The organism is Paenibacillus sp. FSL M8-0142 (assembly GCF_038597315.1).
In the GTDB taxonomy this organism is placed as follows: domain Bacteria; phylum Bacillota; class Bacilli; order Paenibacillales; family Paenibacillaceae; genus Paenibacillus_AQ; species Paenibacillus_AQ lactis.
The window spans coordinates 623,596-640,220 of sequence record NZ_CP152008.1 but is presented as its reverse complement, the minus strand read 5'-3'; the positions used below and the strand labels follow the sequence as shown (position 1 = coordinate 640,220).

At 47.5% G+C, this 16,625-nt stretch carries 16 protein-coding genes; 2 read left to right on the top strand and 14 right to left on the bottom strand.

The features are described from left to right. Nucleotides 1-87 precede the first annotated feature (87 nt). The 3 genes from pcrA to NSQ46_RS02695 all read right to left on the bottom strand — a co-directional run bounded on the left by pcrA (nt 88) and on the right by NSQ46_RS02695 (nt 4,144). Nucleotides 88-2,418, bottom strand: coding sequence for a DNA helicase PcrA (gene pcrA, locus NSQ46_RS02705; RefSeq protein ID WP_342576320.1), 2,331 nt, complete (start codon nt 2,416-2,418; stop codon nt 88-90). Nucleotides 2,419-2,593: 175 nt separating this feature from the next. Further along, a complete protein-coding gene (locus NSQ46_RS02700) occupies nt 2,594-3,283 on the bottom strand; it encodes a heptaprenylglyceryl phosphate synthase (protein WP_342576319.1) in 690 nt (229 codons plus the stop codon). Nucleotides 3,284-3,529: 246 nt separating this feature from the next. Then, a complete protein-coding gene (locus NSQ46_RS02695) occupies nt 3,530-4,144 on the bottom strand; it encodes a class I SAM-dependent methyltransferase (protein WP_342576318.1) in 615 nt (204 codons plus the stop codon). Between the two features lie 146 nt (nt 4,145-4,290). Here NSQ46_RS02695 and NSQ46_RS02690 point away from each other — a divergent pair, with 146 nt between their 5' ends. Continuing rightward, nucleotides 4,291-4,485 (top strand): hypothetical protein, encoded by a 195-nt coding sequence (locus NSQ46_RS02690; RefSeq protein ID WP_342576317.1) that lies wholly within the window; start codon nt 4,291-4,293, stop codon nt 4,483-4,485. A 323-nt stretch (nt 4,486-4,808) separates the two neighbouring features. On the opposite strand, the gene NSQ46_RS02685 is transcribed toward NSQ46_RS02690, so the two are convergent. From NSQ46_RS02685 to NSQ46_RS02675, 3 genes are all read right to left on the bottom strand, one after another. After that, entirely contained in the window at nt 4,809-5,498 is a 690-nt protein-coding gene (locus NSQ46_RS02685; protein WP_342576316.1) for a phosphatidylinositol-specific phospholipase C/glycerophosphodiester phosphodiesterase family protein, read from the bottom strand. 291 nt (nt 5,499-5,789) lie between these two features. Next, nucleotides 5,790-7,190, bottom strand: a complete 1,401-nt coding sequence (locus NSQ46_RS02680) for an undecaprenyl-phosphate glucose phosphotransferase (RefSeq protein ID WP_342576315.1) — start codon at nt 7,188-7,190, stop codon at nt 5,790-5,792. Continuing rightward, entirely contained in the window at nt 7,187-8,098 is a 912-nt protein-coding gene (locus tag NSQ46_RS02675) for a glycosyltransferase family 2 protein (RefSeq protein ID WP_342576314.1), read from the bottom strand. Before NSQ46_RS02675 ends, NSQ46_RS02680 begins: the two co-directional genes overlap by 4 nt. A 206-nt stretch (nt 8,099-8,304) precedes the next feature. Here NSQ46_RS02675 and NSQ46_RS02670 point away from each other — a divergent pair, with 206 nt between their 5' ends. Then, nucleotides 8,305-9,756, top strand: coding sequence for an RNA-guided endonuclease TnpB family protein (locus NSQ46_RS02670; RefSeq protein ID WP_028405489.1), 1,452 nt, complete (start codon nt 8,305-8,307; stop codon nt 9,754-9,756). A gap of 133 nt (nt 9,757-9,889) precedes the next feature. On the opposite strand, the gene NSQ46_RS02665 is transcribed toward NSQ46_RS02670, so the two are convergent. From NSQ46_RS02665 to NSQ46_RS02630, 8 genes are all read right to left on the bottom strand, one after another. Further along, nucleotides 9,890-10,819, bottom strand: coding sequence for a glycosyltransferase family 2 protein (locus NSQ46_RS02665; protein WP_341342453.1), 930 nt, complete (start codon nt 10,817-10,819; stop codon nt 9,890-9,892). Nucleotides 10,820-10,902: 83 nt separating this feature from the next. After that, nucleotides 10,903-11,787, bottom strand: a complete 885-nt coding sequence (gene rfbD / locus NSQ46_RS02660) for a dTDP-4-dehydrorhamnose reductase (RefSeq protein WP_341342454.1) — start codon at nt 11,785-11,787, stop codon at nt 10,903-10,905. Further along, entirely contained in the window at nt 11,784-12,806 is a 1,023-nt protein-coding gene (gene rfbB, locus NSQ46_RS02655; protein ID WP_342576313.1) for a dTDP-glucose 4,6-dehydratase, read from the bottom strand. Before rfbB ends, rfbD begins: the two co-directional genes overlap by 4 nt. Before the next feature lie 11 nt (nt 12,807-12,817). Further along, the gene (gene rfbC / locus NSQ46_RS02650; protein WP_341342456.1) at nt 12,818-13,366 is read right to left on the bottom strand and encodes a dTDP-4-dehydrorhamnose 3,5-epimerase; all 549 of its coding nucleotides are present in this window, start codon (nt 13,364-13,366) and stop codon (nt 12,818-12,820) included. An 11-nt stretch (nt 13,367-13,377) separates the two neighbouring features. After that, on the bottom strand, nt 13,378-14,121 hold the full coding sequence (locus tag NSQ46_RS02645) for a sugar phosphate nucleotidyltransferase (RefSeq protein ID WP_341342457.1): 744 nt from the start codon (nt 14,119-14,121) through the stop codon (nt 13,378-13,380). Nucleotides 14,122-14,145: 24 nt separating this feature from the next. After that, a complete protein-coding gene (locus tag NSQ46_RS02640; RefSeq protein ID WP_341342458.1) occupies nt 14,146-14,511 on the bottom strand; it encodes an EamA family transporter in 366 nt (121 codons plus the stop codon). After that, nucleotides 14,504-14,887: a DUF2304 domain-containing protein gene (locus NSQ46_RS02635; protein WP_341342459.1), complete on the bottom strand. Its 384-nt coding sequence runs from the start codon at nt 14,885-14,887 to the stop codon at nt 14,504-14,506. Before NSQ46_RS02635 ends, NSQ46_RS02640 begins: the two co-directional genes overlap by 8 nt. Nucleotides 14,888-14,896: 9 nt before the next feature. Beyond that, the gene (locus NSQ46_RS02630) at nt 14,897-15,598 is read right to left on the bottom strand and encodes a glycosyltransferase family 2 protein (protein ID WP_341342460.1); all 702 of its coding nucleotides are present in this window, start codon (nt 15,596-15,598) and stop codon (nt 14,897-14,899) included. Nucleotides 15,599-16,625 lie beyond the last annotated feature (1,027 nt).

Sequence of the window (16,625 nt, the reverse complement as noted above, 5' to 3'; positions counted from 1 at the left end):
GAACCGTCGAAGCAGGTTATTGCGAGCTTATGCTTGCAGTTACAGTGCTTCCCGCTTTCCTATCTCTTACGTCTCTAATTCTAGCCTTTATTCCACCTTCGTAATCGGAGCGAAGCCGGCCAGCAGCCGTTTCACGCCGACCGGTGCCGGGAACGCGATCTGCAGCTCCATGTCGTTGCCGCTGCCTTTGACCGCGACGATCGTGCCAGTGCCCCATTTGCCATGGGCTACTTTATCGCCGGCTTTGAAATCCGAGCTACCGCCGGCTGCAGCCTGACGGGCCGCCCCGCCTGTCGCCATCGTCACCCGGCTCTTCGATGCGGTCTGGGCGGATGCGGTTGAGCCTCCAAGCGACAGATCGCTGGTGCGGGATGCGCCGAAGTTGCTGCCTCCCCCGCCGCCAAAGCCGCGGCCGGCATACGAGCCGCCGACATTGCCGCCGCCTCCGCGGCGGTAGCGGTCATGGGCCATCTGCGTGTCTTCCTTCAGCTCATCCGGAATTTCATCCAGGAAGCGCGAAGGCGGATTGGCCGTGGTCCGGCCGAACAGAGTCCGCATGCGGGCACAGGACAGGAACAATTGCTTTTCCGCACGCGTAATGCCTACATAGGCAAGGCGACGCTCTTCCTCCAGCTCTTCATTGTCCATAAAAGCACGGCTGTGCGGGAATACGCCCTCCTCCATACCAATAATGAAAACAACCGGGAATTCAAGTCCCTTGGCGCTGTGCATCGTCATCAGCACGACCGCATCGCTCTTGTCTTCCTCGTCGTCATTCATCGAGTCGATATCCGCGATCAAGGCGAGATCCGTCAGGAAGGAGACGAGCGATTTATCCTCATTGTTCTTCTCGAACTCCTGGGTCACCGACAGGAACTCGTCGATGTTCTCGAGCCGGGAACGGGATTCGAGCGTGTTTTCATTTTGCAGCTCAAGCCGGTATTCCGACATCTCGAGCATTTTCTCGGTGAGCTCCGTCACGGACAGGTACTCCACCATTTTGTTCAGTGCGTCAATCATGTCGTAGAAATTAACGAGCGCGTTGCGCGTCCGCCCGGCGAAGCCGAGATCATCCACAACCTCCAGCACACGGAAAATCGAGATGCCCCGCTCTGCGGCGGCAGCCGCAAGCTTCGCTACCGTCGTATCCCCGATGCTCCGCTTCGGTACGTTAATGATTCGCGTCAAGCTGATATCGTCATCCGGGTTGGAAATGAGGCGCAGATAGGCCAGCATATCCTTGATCTCTTTGCGGTCGTAGAACTTGATGCCCCCGACGATCTGGTACGGAATGTCCGACTTGATCAGAATTTCCTCGATCACCCGCGACTGGGCGTTCGTCCGGTAGAGAATCGCATGGTCCGCGTAGTTTTTGCCGGCCTTGATGTTCTTGCTGATCTCCGAAGTCACAAAATATCCCTCGTCATGCTCCGTATCCCCGCGGAACACCTTGATCTTGGGCCCTTCCCCCTGCTCGGTCCACAGGTTTTTCGGCTTGCGGCCGGTATTGAGGGCGATCACGTTGTTGGCGGCATTCAGGATGTTCGATGTGGAACGGTAATTCTGCTCCAGCAGAATCGTCCGCGCCTCCGGGTAATCCTCCTCAAAATTCAGGATGTTCGTGATATCCGCGCCGCGCCAGCGATAGATGGACTGGTCGCTGTCGCCGACGACGCAAATGCGGTGATGGCTGTCGGCCAGCATCCGGCACAGCATATACTGCGCCCGGTTCGTATCCTGGTATTCATCCACATGGATGTACTGGAATTTGCGCTGGTAGAAATCAAGCACTTCCGGCACTTCCTTGAACAGCTGGATCGTCGTCATGATCAGATCGTCAAAATCGAGGGAGTTGTTGCTCTTCAGACGCTTCTGGTAATCCACGTACACCTTGGCGACCAAGCTCTCGAAATAATCTCCCGCTTTCTGCTCATATTGCTGCGGAGTAATCAGCTCGTTCTTCGCCGCGCTAATGGCGGCTTGTACAGCCTTCGGTTCAAATTTCTTAGGATCGATATTGTGGTGCTTCATCACATTGCGGATCACGGATAATTGGTCGGTCGAGTCCAGGATGCTGAAATTCGATGTAAAGCCAAGCCGCTCAATATCCCTGCGCAAAATACGCACGCACATCGAGTGGAACGTCGATACCCAGATATCCTGCCCTTCCCGCCCGACGAGCTTCGAGACCCGCTCCTGCATTTCGCGGGCGGCTTTATTGGTAAAGGTGATCGCCAGGATGCTCCAAGGCGCCGCCTTGCGTGTGGCGATCAGGTACGCGATCCGGTGCGTCAGCACCCGCGTCTTGCCGGAGCCTGCTCCGGCCATGATGAGCAGCGGTCCGTCAGTGGCCTCCACGGCCTGCCGCTGCTGGGGATTGAGGCGCTTGATCGCCTCATGTATGTCAATGGAATGCATAAAGATTGCCTCCTAAGGTGTAAATTTGAGCAATGTGCGTCGTGTTGTGTTTTTTCAAAAAATGGGGTTGTACAAAAAGATCCGGGGTCTGTATAAGGAATGTTCGGCGGTCTACTTTGGCCTCTGTGGACTATTACTCATGTATATCAAGACTATAGGAATCGGGTATCAGGTGTTAGCCCTTAACCGTATTGACCGTCGCCAGTGCCTGCTCCAGGTCATCATAAACGATATTGCCCACGATGATGGTATCGGCGCATGCCGCAGCCTCAGCTGCCCGCTCTGCGTTCGTGATTCCCCCGCCGTAAAATAGACGGGCCTGATCAAGCGATCGGCGCACCTTGCGGACGGTCTCCATATCGCCGAACGCACCGCTGTATTCCAAATAGACGACCGGCAGCTGCATGAGCTTGTCCGCCACTTGGGCGTAAGCTGCGGCAGAGCTTGCATCCAGCGCGGTATTCGCACCTGTCAGCTCGGCAACGGCCGCATCCGGATTCAGCACAATATAGCCCTCCGCCACGACCAGCTCCCACGGAATCATATAACCATACCGCTCGATTCCTTCATGATGGCGGCCGAGTATCCATGTCGGATCCCCGGTATTCAGCACCATGGGAATCATGTATAGATCAAATCCGGGTACAACGGCTTCCAGATCGGACACCTCCTGCACGCACGGCAGCTCATAGCGGCGAACACGGGACAGAAGATCCACCGTATTTTCATAGGTAACGCCTGTCGAGCCTCCTACCATAATCGCATCGGTTCCTGACATGCATACCGCATCAAGGGCATCGTCGCCGATCTCCTTGTCGGGATCCAGCTTAAACACATGCCGCCAGGATTGTATCAAATCTTTCAAGCGTCATACCTCCACGTTCACGGGTTACTATTATACTAAATTAAGTCTATGCCAGCACGGTATGCAAGTCAATTTATGTTCGCATAAAATACGAACATTTTTTTGGTAATGGCGGGGAAGCGAGGGATGTGCGCTCAAACCGTTTCATGGCGGTTGCAGGGAACGGGACGCGATGAGCATAAAAAGCCCAACCCTTCCCGTTAGCGGGAGAAGATTGGGCCAAGCTTCAAGCATCCGGTTATTGTGTTACTTTTTCGCGGTGTTGTTTGGTTTAAGTACGTGGATGTACCATTTTAAACCGGCTTTATGATTGAACAAGCTTACCTTATCCACTACCTCAAACGACCCGCAGGTCTCCATCTCTTGAATTTTGTGTTCCACCATGGCGTAATCGGGATCCTGCTGGTTTTTGTGCGAATACATCGATGTGACGATAACTCCGCCCGGCGTAAGAAACTCGGCGTATTCCAGCAGCTTGGCCGGCGTGTTCGGGACATACTGCAGCGATTCGTTAAAGACGATGACGTCAAAGGATCTCGGCGGCGTGTAATGATTGATGTCGGCGCAATGGAAAATAGGGTTGTCCGTTTTCCCCGAGGCGATTTTGATCGCTTCCTCCGACAGATCGACGCCTACATATGCCGGCTTTTCCTGCTCCGTCAGCAGATCGTACAGATTGCCCGCACCGCATCCCATATCCAAAATCCCCTCAGCTGCGGCAAACTTCCGTATATAGCCGTATACAATGGAATACCGGGCGTACTCGCTCATATCGGATAAGTAATCCCACATCTGCGCTTTATACTCTTCGTCCCATTGCTGCTTGCTGCTTTCAATGAAATCTTGAATCATTTTTTCCATGGATGGATTCCTCCCCATACGGAATGAATAGTAAGTCTTCAAGTATTCATGCTTAGACAAACGTACTGCAACGTAACCAGGAAATCTGGATGTTAAGTAGCCTTTTCCAAAAACATGGATTAGCGGGTTCTTAGGAAGTGCAGGAAGTGCAGAAAGTGCAAAAAGTGCAAGAAGTGCTAGAAATGTTAGAAATGCTTGAAATGCTAGAAGAGAGAGCAAGAGGTACAGGAAGCACAGGAAGTTCAGGTGGTTCAGATAGTTCAGGTAGTTCAGGTAGTTCAGGAAGCACAAGAAGTTCGGAAGTACAAGAAGTTCGGAAGTACAAGAAGTACAGAGTGTGATCAAACTTTCAGGATGGCTGCATGTGGGCACATGGCGAAGGTAAGTCGAGATTCATGCTAGTGAGGAATAAACATAGAGTCACATACTTTATTTTCGGTACAAACAAACAATGCTTGCGGCTTCGTTATAATACCATAATCATCCATATTATGTAAATGAACTGAAGTATGGAATAATATACAGCTGGGCATTTTTCGGATACGGGTTTCATCCTAAAAGTCGGGGAAGGGGCTTTGACTGCAAGGCAAGAGGAGAGTCGTTAGATCCTTCAGCAGGTTCAGCCCCGAAGACCGCACTATCAGTGCGGTTACTTTTGGAGTGTTTAGCGCAGGCTGATCTTTTCCAGCTCCGGTTCGGTTAGCAGGACGGAATAGACGCCGTACACACCCCATTTTTCATAATTGTTCACCGTATTGGCGTCGTTGATGGTGTGCACATACGTGACGGCCCCCGCATCCTTCAGCTTCGCCACAAAGTTGGGATTTACCCGGTGCTCCGGCATGGTTACGGCGTCGATATGATTCGCTTTCACGAACTCAATGATCCGCTCCGGCGAGTCTTTTGTCGCATACAGCGTGTAAATGATGGAGGAAAACGGGTAGATCTCCCTCACCATATCCAGCATCGTTTCATTGTAAATCTGGATCACCACCCGATCAAGCAATGCCGGATCCCGAGCCAAGGCAGCCTCTGTCAGCTCCGTCAAGAGCAGCCGGATGTCTTCATCCTTCTGCTCTTTCGTATCGGTCACGATATAGATATCCGGAACGCTGGCCATCAAGTCCATCACCGCATCCACATCCATCGGCTGGTATCGCTCCAATATCGGCGTCTCCATAAACTCCTCGTGGGTCAGACGTGCCCCCTGCTTCTCCTTCGGCAACTGATCCAGCTGGCCAAGCTGTTCGCTCATGCTCGCCGTCCACTCATGCCGTGCTACGACCTTTCGATCAGCCGTCAGCATAAAGTCGATCTCGAATACCCGGGTGCCCTGCTTATAATTAGCGACCATCGCCTCATATGCATTCGTATACGGCTGATCTTCCCCGCTGCATGGGCAATTAGACGATAGGCCGTAAAGCCCTGCCGCTCTTCGGAACCATCCTGGATATAGATTAGCATGAGGATCACTATTACCGAGAACAGTGCACCAACCGTCGCTATTCGTCTCATATTATCCCCGCCTCACCGTAGTCTAGTTGCGTATTCGTCTGTTTGCTAGGTTAATACCCGCCAGGCCAAGGTACCAAACGAAAAAACCCGCATTCGGCTTGTGCCAAATTGCGGGTTTTTGTTGGGATGATTAGTAAGCATTCTTGAAGCCATTGCGGATCGTGCGAAGAATGATCTTGATATCAAACAGAATGGACCAGTTTTCAATGTAAAAAATATCATGCTTGATCCGTTCCTCAATCGACGTGTCTCCTCGCAGCCCATTACTCTGCGCCCAACCGGTAATGCCAGGCCGGACATGGTGCTTCACCATGTATTTCGGAATTTCCTCTTTGAACTGCTCTACATAGTACGGACGCTCCGGTCTTGGGCCGACGACGCTCATATGCCCAAACAGCACATTGAAGAACTGTGGCAGCTCGTCGAGACTGGTCTTGCGCAAGAACGAACCGAATTTGGTGCGGCGCGGGTCATTTTCCACGGTCCATCCGGTGTCGGCTACGCCTGGCGGCAGCGGCTTCATGGAACGGAATTTATACATGTTAAACGTGCGGCGGTTAAGCCCTACCCGCTCCTGCTTAAAGATCGCCGGCCCGGGCGAGGTCAGCTTGATGCCGATGAAAATACCGACCATGACCGGCAACGTCAGGATAATCGCCACCAGTGAAAAGACAATATCAAACGCCCGCTTAAATAGCCGGTTCGCGGCCAGATCCAGGGGAATATCCCGCACATTGATCATCGGCATGCCCGCAAAATTGTCGAATACCGGCCGGGCCGGAAGATAATCGAAAAAGTCCGGAATAATGAGCGTACGCACGCCCGCCTTCTCACAGGCTGCAATGATCTCGGGATATTTGTGATGGGCATTGAGCGGCAAGGCCAGCACAACTTCGTCGATGAGCTTTTCGTTCAACACGTTGTCCAGGTCGCTGACCGATCCAAGGATCGGCTTGAAGCGCCTCTCCTCCAGCTCGCTCCATTGCTGGTAATCGTCCAGAAACCCGATCACCTCGTAACCGAGTTCAGGGTACTGCTGCAGATTTTTATAGAACCGCTTGCCCAGCGTTCCAGCACCCACGATGAGGACGAACTGGCGGTTGTAGCCTTTTTCCCGGAAATGCTTCAGCGTCTTCTTCAGAAAATAACGGTACAGGATGATCGACGCTACGTTCAGGATCATGTAGATGGCGAGATACCAGCGGGAGATATTGACCTCCTTCACGAAGAACATCAAGCTGAGCAGGATGAACATCCCAATAAAATGCATTTGGAAGATCTTCATGAACTCGTCGGCAAAACGCTTCTTTCGCTTAGGCGAGTACAACGAAATCATGATGCCGACCGCGACAGCAACCCCGCCGTATACCAAACTCCACATCCCGTACGATTCGATAGGAAGCGGCATTTCATATGGGAACCAGCCGCTTTCGAACTTGATCCACCATGCGAGCAGGAACGACATCTGGATGAACGCAAAGTCGGTCAACATATAGACTCGGGTCAAGAAGCCCTGATTCTTGCGGATCATGATTTCACCTCCACTCCGCCGGAAGATGAGGGCATCGATGCCGGCCGAATCGGCTTCAGCCGGTTCGTGAGCAGGGCCAGGAGCATTTTCAAACCGACGCCTGCATATACCGCTCCGTTAACCAATATGTTGTACTTCTTCCGGTAATGCTTCCGATGGAACAAAATCATCGCCCGATGGAATTCATAAATAATTTTGAAGGGACGGCGCCGGGCGCTTCCGCCTTTGTAATGCACAATCGTCGTACGAGGATAGTAGTGGATGCCCCACCCGGCCTGCTTGATCCGGTAGCACCAATCGATATCCTCTCCATACATGAAGAATGTCTCGTCCAACCCGCCTACCTGCTCAATCGTCTCCCGCCGTACCAGCATGAACGCGCCGACCAGGCAATCCACGGGGTATTCCTGATCGGGATCGAGATAGCCCAGCTGATACTGGTTGAAACGCGGCTCATTAGGAAACAGCTTGCTCAGACCGAAGGCATAGTAAAAGGAAGCAGATGGCGTTGGGAAGCCTCTTTTACAAGCCTTGTCCAGGGAACCGTCCGGCAGAATGATTTTGCAGCCCGAGGCGCCCGTAATCGGATTACGGTCCATAAAGGCCACCATCGTTTGAAGCGTGTCCCGCTGGATCACGGTGTCGGAATTTAAAAGCAGCACATAACGTCCCTGCGCCGCTGCCATCCCCTGGTTGTTGGCTTTGGCGAAGCCGGTGTTTTCTGTATTTTCAATCAACCTAACGAGCGGAAATTCCTGGCGAATCGCCTGCACGGAATCGTCCTTCGAATCGTTATCAATGACGATGACTTCATATGTAAATTCGGTCTCCGATGCGTATACCGATCGCAAACAATCCAACGTCAGCTGACGGGTATTGTAGTTTACGATTAAAATGCTAACATCCATTGCTGCATGGCTCCTGACAAATATAGTAATCTATCGACATTACATCGAAAGAACACCCTCATCAAGCGGTGCATGCGCTAAGGGGGTGGTTAATCGGTGACATCTCCGATATCAACATAATTTCTTGTATATCCCTCTCCTTAAGCCATACCAATGTGGTAAAATAGAAGGGAACGTACGTTTGTGTCCTAGGAGGAGGTGAATGTGTGGCAGAACCTGTATTCAGAACATATCAAATATGGATCAAACCTGGCCATCAACTGTTTTCATATGCAGAACAGATGTGTCAGGGCGCGAAGAATTTGTATAACACAACGAACTTTTATATCCGGCAGGTATACACTGCGCTCAGGCAGGACAAGCCGCTTGAGCCTTTGCAACAAGAAGTCATGGATACACTGCAGACAAATATTGGCCCGATGAACGAACGCCAGCTTCAGGCTTATCAGTCAAGATTACAGAAACAACTTCAAAAACCACCGAATCAGCGCAAGGGTTCTCGTTGTAACCTGTTCGAAATGCCAACCAGGGAATCACCTTATATGGATTTCCTTTTCCTCGATTGTTTGTTCAAGGTGATGAATCAAGCAGATTACAGAGCACTACCGACGCAGAGCAGTCAGTGGGTGATGAAGCTTGTGTTCTCTACTTGGCAGTCGTTCTACTCGTGCCTGAAAGATTACCGTGCAAATCCTAACAAATACACCGGCAGGCCGCGCATTCCTGGCTATACCCGTACAAAGACCAGAGAAGTCATCCTCACAAATCAAGATTGCGAGATTAAGGACCACAAGTACCTCAAATTCCCCAAGACTAAACATCGGCTAAACATCGGAAAGCTCGGCTATACCGACGGACAATTAAAGCAGGTGCGCATCGTTCCCAGATACAGCAAGTACGTGGTCGAACTGGTCTTTGCTTGCTCCACAGAAGAGGCTAATGTCAAGAAAGGGAATGTGCTAGCGATTGATCTGGGTATTAACCGACTTGCAACCATCGTCACCAATACAGGTCACAGACCCGTTTGTGTGAAGGGCAAGCCGCTAAAAGCGATCAATCAGTATTACAACAAACTCAAGGCACATTACACCGGCATTCTCCGGCAAGGGAAGCATCCTAAGGAAGGTTCACATACCTCCAAGCGTCTGGAGCAACTGCATCTAAAGCGTCACCAGAGAATCAAGGACATGTTCCACAAGACGAGCCACTATATTGTGAAGCTTGCCAAGGAAGAGCAGATTGGCACTATCGTTATCGGGTACAATCAGGGATGGAAGAACCAGTCCGAGCTAGGCCGGCGAAACAATCAGTCTTTCTGCCACATCCCGCATCAGATGCTCGTCTCGATGATTCGATACAAAGCAGAAAGCTTGGGGATTGAGGTCATCCTCACCGAAGAAGCGTATACCTCCCAAGCAAGCTTCCTTGATCGTGATCCGCTGCCCAAGTTCGAAGGAGGGGTTATACAAACCTTCTCTGGCAAGCGAGTACATCGCGGGCTATATCGAAGCCGAAACGGCCTGATCCATGCCGATGTGAACGGTGCAGCGAATATCTTGCGGAAAGTATTCCCAAAGGCTTGTTCCGATGGGATAGCGGGGTTGGACGGTACCCAGTCCGTCAACGTGTCAACTCCACTGATGTTAAGCGTCTCGTAAATTGCAGGGATGAACCATCAGAAACCCCCACCTCAACCGCAGCGTTAGCGAAGGTAAGTGGCGGGAGTATTCATCGACATTATAGCACAGAGTTTGTTGGGAATGTCGGAATTACAAGGAAATCCTGCATGCTTCATATAAAACCTATCAGGATAAAAAATTTAAACAGAAGGCTTTCGGCACGGGATTGACGATGAAGCTTGCTGCGTCTGATATATCGGATTCGCTCTGCCATCCTGCGGCGTGGTGAGAGAAACAGGTCCAGCTGCTCTTTTTGTTCATTGTTTAACCGGGCACCGTAAATCTTCCGAAACTCCTCGGCCTGCTTTCGGAGCAATCCCCTTCCGGTATGTCTCTTAAAGCTCGCCCACTTGCTCTTCAATTTACCAAACCATGTATTGCTTCCGCCTACTACATTATGGTTGTGCTGGCGGTATAGCATTGAAGGCGAGTGGTCATATATTACCGTTCCAAACGCGGATACCAGCAGATAGAACCACCAATCATGCATTAGGATGCTGTGACTGTCAGCTTTCCTACTGTTCACAAACAAATTCCGAGCGGATGCATTCATCGTAATGGTCGCCCCAATCGCGATGTTCTCATATAGGGCATTATAGAAGGATGGTTCCCTAGCCGGAGGCTTGGGCCATACACCTAGGCGATTCAAATGTTCATCCGTTAGATAAGCAGGCGTAAAGATCATCGCAGGCACTTCCGTATGGATCGCTGAATGTAAACGAGCAACAGCCGACTCTACCTTATGATCCAGCCACACATCATCTTGGTCACAGAAGCAAAAGTAATCAGCAGTCGGATCCGAGCTCCGCAGCAATTCAAAAAAGCTTGCCACGACGCCGATATTGTTCCCTTGCATTATGCTAATCTGATCAGGATATGCAGCTTGCAGCCTCTTTAGAAGCTCGGGCGTTTCATCCGAAGAACCGTCATCCCGTATGAGCATGGAGATTGAGGGATAGCGCTGCTGAAGAATACTATGAATCTGCTCTTCAACATAAGCTGCTCCATTATATGTAGATAGTAATACTTGTACCTTTTCCATATCCCCGTACCTCCGATAAAGCACACTATAGCTGGCTAAACGAAAGACCTGATCTACAGATCAGGTCTTGTCAGTCGCTGTATTCATCTTAAGTATAAATCAGGGTCCTTCTTCATATCTACCATAAACTGCTTCAGCCCATCTCTCCAATGCGGTAAATCCTGCAGTTGGTTGATCCGAATCGCAAGATGATCCATCACCGAAAAGGCTGGCCGGGGAGCGGGGCGTGGAAATTGTGCTGTGGTGCATGGTTCCAGTTTGGCGGTTATGCTTAATCCAATCTGCTCACGAGCTTCTTCAAAGATAACCTCCGTAAATTCATACCATGTGCAAGATCCGCTATTGGAAGCATGGTAGGTGCCGTATTTCTCAGTTGGCAGTAGTTGCAGCAGGAAGCGGGCTAAGTCCACCGTATAGGTCGGAGATCCCTTCTGGTCATGGACAACCTGCAGAACAGGTTTTTCCTGTCCGAGCCGCAGCATCGTTTTAACGAAATTACCGCCATTTAGGCCAAAAACCCAGGAAGTTCTCACGATAAACCATTTGGAGCAAAAATCGCGTACCATCTGTTCGCCGGCAAGCTTGGATTGACCATATACCGTCTTCGGATCCGTTGGATCGTATTCTGAGTACGGCCGGTCCGAATTACCGTTGAATACATAGTCCGTGCTAATGTAAATCAGTTTGGCGCCTACCCTCTCTGCGGCAAGCGCAATATTTCGTGTTCCGATCGCATTCACGAGATAAGCACCGGCGGCATCCGATTCAGCAGCATCCACAGCTGTATATGCAGCACAGTGAATAACAGCCTCGGGGCGACTCTTCGACATGACATCAAAGCATTGATCCAAATCCGTGATATCCAGCTCGGCACGGCCGAGCCCCTGTACCTCATGCCCCGACCCACGAAAACACTGTACAACGTCCTGCCCGAGCTGACCGTTTGCTCCGGTTACCAGAACTCTCATGCTTTATCACCTAACCGACCACTGTACTGCTTCGCCATATAATCCCGATAAGCTCCAGACTGGATCCGTGTCCACCACTCCTTATTGTTTAAGTACCATTGGATCGTTTCCTTGATGCCTGTCTCGAAATTATGCTTCGGCTTCCAGCCAAGCTCCTCCGTAATCTTTGTCGGGTCTATGCCATAGCGCCGGTCGTGACCAGGTCTGTCCTCCACATAGCGGATAAGGGATTCCGGCTTCCCAAGCTCCTTCAAAATGGTTTGGACGATATGAATGTTCGTACGCTCGTTGTTGCCGCCGATGTTATAAACCTCGCCGATGCGTCCTTGTCGAATGACCAGATCAATGGCACTGCAATGGTCCTCGACATACAGCCAGTCCCGAATATTCAATCCATCGCCATAGATCGGCAGCGACTCATCCTGTAATGCGCGGGATATCATGAGCGGAATGAGCTTTTCGGGGAATTGATATGGTCCGTAGTTGTTGGAGCAGCGGGTAATATTCACCGGCAATCCGAACGTCTCGTGATAAGCTCTTACGAGCAGATCTCCTCCCGCCTTGCTAGCCGAATATGGGCTGTTCGGTGCAAGCGGCGTCGTCTCGCTAAAGAGTCCTGTCTCCCCAAGAGACCCGTAAACTTCGTCCGTAGAAACCTGCACAAACTTCGTTACCCCGTATCTCTTCGCGGCATCAAGCAGAACTTGCGTACCCAGAACATTGGCATTAACAAATGCCTCCGGCTCCAGGATGCTGCGATCCACGTGGGATTCAGCCGCAAAGTTTACAACAACATCGATACCACTCTTGAAGACTTCATCCACTTTCCTTTTATCAGCGATATCTCCGTGAACAAAGGTATAGTTCGGCTCATTCTCCACCGATTTCAGATTTTCCAAATTTCCTGCATACGTAAGAGCATCCAGATTAATGATCTCGTCCTGTGGATGCTGCCGCATCATATATAAAATGAAATTACTGCCGATAAAACCGGCACCGCCGGTAACCAAGATTTTCATAAGTATCTCCCTTACTCAAAGTTCATCTCTGCGTCTTTCAACAGCGGATGCCGCTGGTCCTTTTCCGATAAAATCGGCTGGGATGTCGGCCAATCGATGCCAAGTGCCGGATCATTCCATAATATGCCGCGGTCATGTTCAGGGGAATAATATTCGTCCACTTTATAGAGGACTTGGGTATTGGGAACGAGCGTGCAAAAGCCGTGCGCAAACCCTTTTGGCACAAGCAGCTGCCGCTTGTTATGCTCGCTCAAAATCACTCCAACCCATTGACCAAATGTAGGGGAGTTCTTCCGAATATCTACGATTACATCATAGATCGCTCCAGTCAGCACTCGAATGAGTTTTGTTTGGGCTTTCGGGTCCAACTGGTAATGCAACCCCCGAAGAACACCAGGTTCTGCAGACAAAGAATGATTATCTTGAATAAAGTTGTAGTTGATGCCATTTTGTTTAAAAAGGGAATCGTTGTAGCTTTCCATAAAGAAGCCACGGTGATCGCCGTGGACTTTAGGTTCAATAAGTAAAGCTTTGTTTAATGATAAAGGGGTAACGTTCATATAACTACCTCCTATACTTTGAGTTTACCAAACTCTTCAGGAAATAAGACATTATGAGCCAACTCGTTAGCTTTTGCCAATGATGCATGTGTTCCCGCATCAGTCCACCATCCGTTTAGAATATCATAAGTGAGCTCACCTTTTGCAATATATGCGTTGTTAACATCGGTGATCTCAAGTTCACCACGTGCCGAAGGTTTTAGTGTTTTAACAATATCAAATACATGATGATCGAACATATAGATACCAGTAACTGCATAATTAGATTTCGGATTAGATGGTTTTTCTTCAATTGAAATAATTCTATCACCGTGAAGCTCTGGCACACCAAATCGTTTAGGGTCTTCTACTTGCCGAATTAAAATTTTGGCTCCATGTTGCTGATTTTTAAAATTTCTAATAAATGGGGACAAATCCTCTTCAAAAACATTATCACCCAGGATGACAATCATCTGGTCAATTCCAACAAAATTTTCTGCAAGATCTAAAGCCTGAGCAATCCCTCCTGCTTCATCTTGAACTTTATAGGTGAATGTAACTCCCATATCACTACCGCTTCCCAATAAATTTACAACGTCACCCATATGTTCCTTGCCTGTTACAATGAGGATATCTTGTATACCTGCCTGTTTGAGCTTATGTACAGCGTGAAATATCATTGGGTACTTCCCAACAGGAAGTAGATGTTTATTAGTTACTTTAGTTAAAGGATATAAGCGTGAGCCAGTACCGCCAGCTAGAATAATACCTTTCATTTGAGTTAGCTCCTAAGTGATTTTTTATTTTGTGGCTATGAAAATAACACCAAGCAATATTAGTGAAGCACCTATCCACTTCATCAGTGAAACTGGTTCACTAAATATATATATAGCAGCAAAAATACCCAGAATATAAGCTATTGATTGTGCCGGATAGGCTATACTTAAAGGAATTCTCGATAACACAACAAACCAGATTAGTGTAGCAATAACATAAAGCAGTAGACCCGTGAATACTATTGGATTAAAAATTGCTTTCCAGGATTGACTAAGGTTTACTCCCCCCATTCTTTCTAAACCAACTTTAAAGAGTATTTGCCCTCCAGATAGCATTATTATATTTAATCCTAACAAAAAGTAACTGATCGTATTGCTATTTTTAAACATCCTTATCCTCGCTCTTCAACATTATTTGTTTTGATAATATCTCTACATTTCTCTTCATAATTCCAATTTCTTGAGTCAGATCTTTAATTTTGTTATTTGCCTTAGAGATTTCCAATGTTGCGGAAAAGGAAATACATATCAAGCCAAAAATGGAGAAAAGAAACAATGCATTAACAGGGAGTTCAATGCCCAACAATTCCGAGAAGAAGCTGAATACTTTAGGGAATATGGATAGTATGAATAATAGCACTACAACGACGATCCAAAGAATAGAATATTTTAATTCTAGTCTGTATCTGCTTAAAAGATTTATTAGTATAACTACACATAGCAACGAAGAAGCTATTAAGATAACCTGTAATTTATATGATATCATAGCTCCTCCTTACGAAACTTGCTTTCTCATTCGATCTATAACTATAGCTAGAGATACTTTGGTCATGTAATATATGGATTTTAAAGAAGTAATAGATGAAGCACCTTGTAACCTTGGCTCCATGATTACGGGAACCTCCATAATTTTTAAGTTGTTTCGCTTTAAAAACATAATAGATTCGGGTTCAGGATAATCGACTGGATATCTATTTGAAAACAGTTTGATAACCCGCTTATCACATGCTCTGAATCCAGATGTAGGATCAGTAATTAGTTGTCCAGTAAGTGTTTCCAAAAGTTTGGAAAAATAACGAATACCTAACCTTCTCATTGCAGTAGATTGAAATCCTTTTCTATTAATATATCTTGAGCCAATAACTAAGTTAGCCTCACCACTAAGAATTGGATTTATGAGCTTTTCAATGTATATCGGATTATGTTGGCCATCCCCATCTAGTTGAATGGCAATATCATAATCATTATTCAAAGCAAATTTATATCCTGTTTGTACTGCACCACCAATGCCTAGATTGCAAGGGAGATCAATCAGATTAACGTTATAGTTTCTGCATATTTGTGATGTATTATCAGTAGAACAGTCATTAATCACAAGAATATCTAAACTAGTTTTATATATACTATTTATTTTTTGAAGGGTTGTCTCAATATTTCCTGCTTCATTAAAGGCAGGTATTATTATCAATATCCTCATTTTATTTCCCCTCACTTTCAATTTGTAAATAAATAATCCACTTGCATTGTCATAGTCAATAGCTACAATATTTTTTTAAATCCAAACTTGTTTTTGTCAGTATATACTTGGCTTCTGCTAACGGAAGTCATTGATATTAAGATTAACCGTAAATGAGTTTGGTGAGGTTAATTCAAAACTTGCTTATAGACCAATCTGATCAATCTTTCTTTACACATTTAGATCAGGATAGATATGCACTAAATGTATTTGACCCAAAAGCCAATAAATATTGTCCTAGTAAAGCATTATCAAAAGTAATCAACTTCGCATCTGGATTTGGTTTATTTATTTTTTGGATTTTCTCTGAAATATCTCTGTCGTATATTGCTCCTGTACCTTGTGCTATGGGATGACAACAACCCCAAACATACAACTGGAAGCGCTAAATTTTGTCGTTCCTCTAAGTTTAAAGAAACTTATGAGCAAATGGCCGCAACTTCTGGTAGAGATATCCAACCTACGAATTCTTTAATGCTAGTGTCACTAACCATCACCGTATATGATTGGAACATCACCATTAAGAAATTTGTCAGTAATAAATGAGATAACTCCTGCCTCACCATTTATTCTCTCTGACGCTTTGCGTAAACATTAGCATACCTGAGTATAGTGTATTTTAGCTGACATAATGAAGAAATAATCTTTATGTAATTCTCAGGTGTATACTTAGAAACTCCATAATAAGAAATATGAGTAACCAAACAAATTCTCATCAATAGGCAACTTAGAGGGATTGCAGTAAACAGCTACTGATGAAGCGCATGTAATCCTCTTAACACCATACTTAATTTTCCCGGAATTTAAAACGGAATTAGTATATCATCATGCACAAATAGAAGTTCAACAATCTATCTTTGCACCAGAGTATGAGCTGCTATTAATATAATTGGTCCCTTAGGTTAATACTACAAAACTTATACTTAAGAGCCCCGCCTCATACTGTGTACACAGTATGAGGACTAAAATAAATCCCCAATAAAATCCA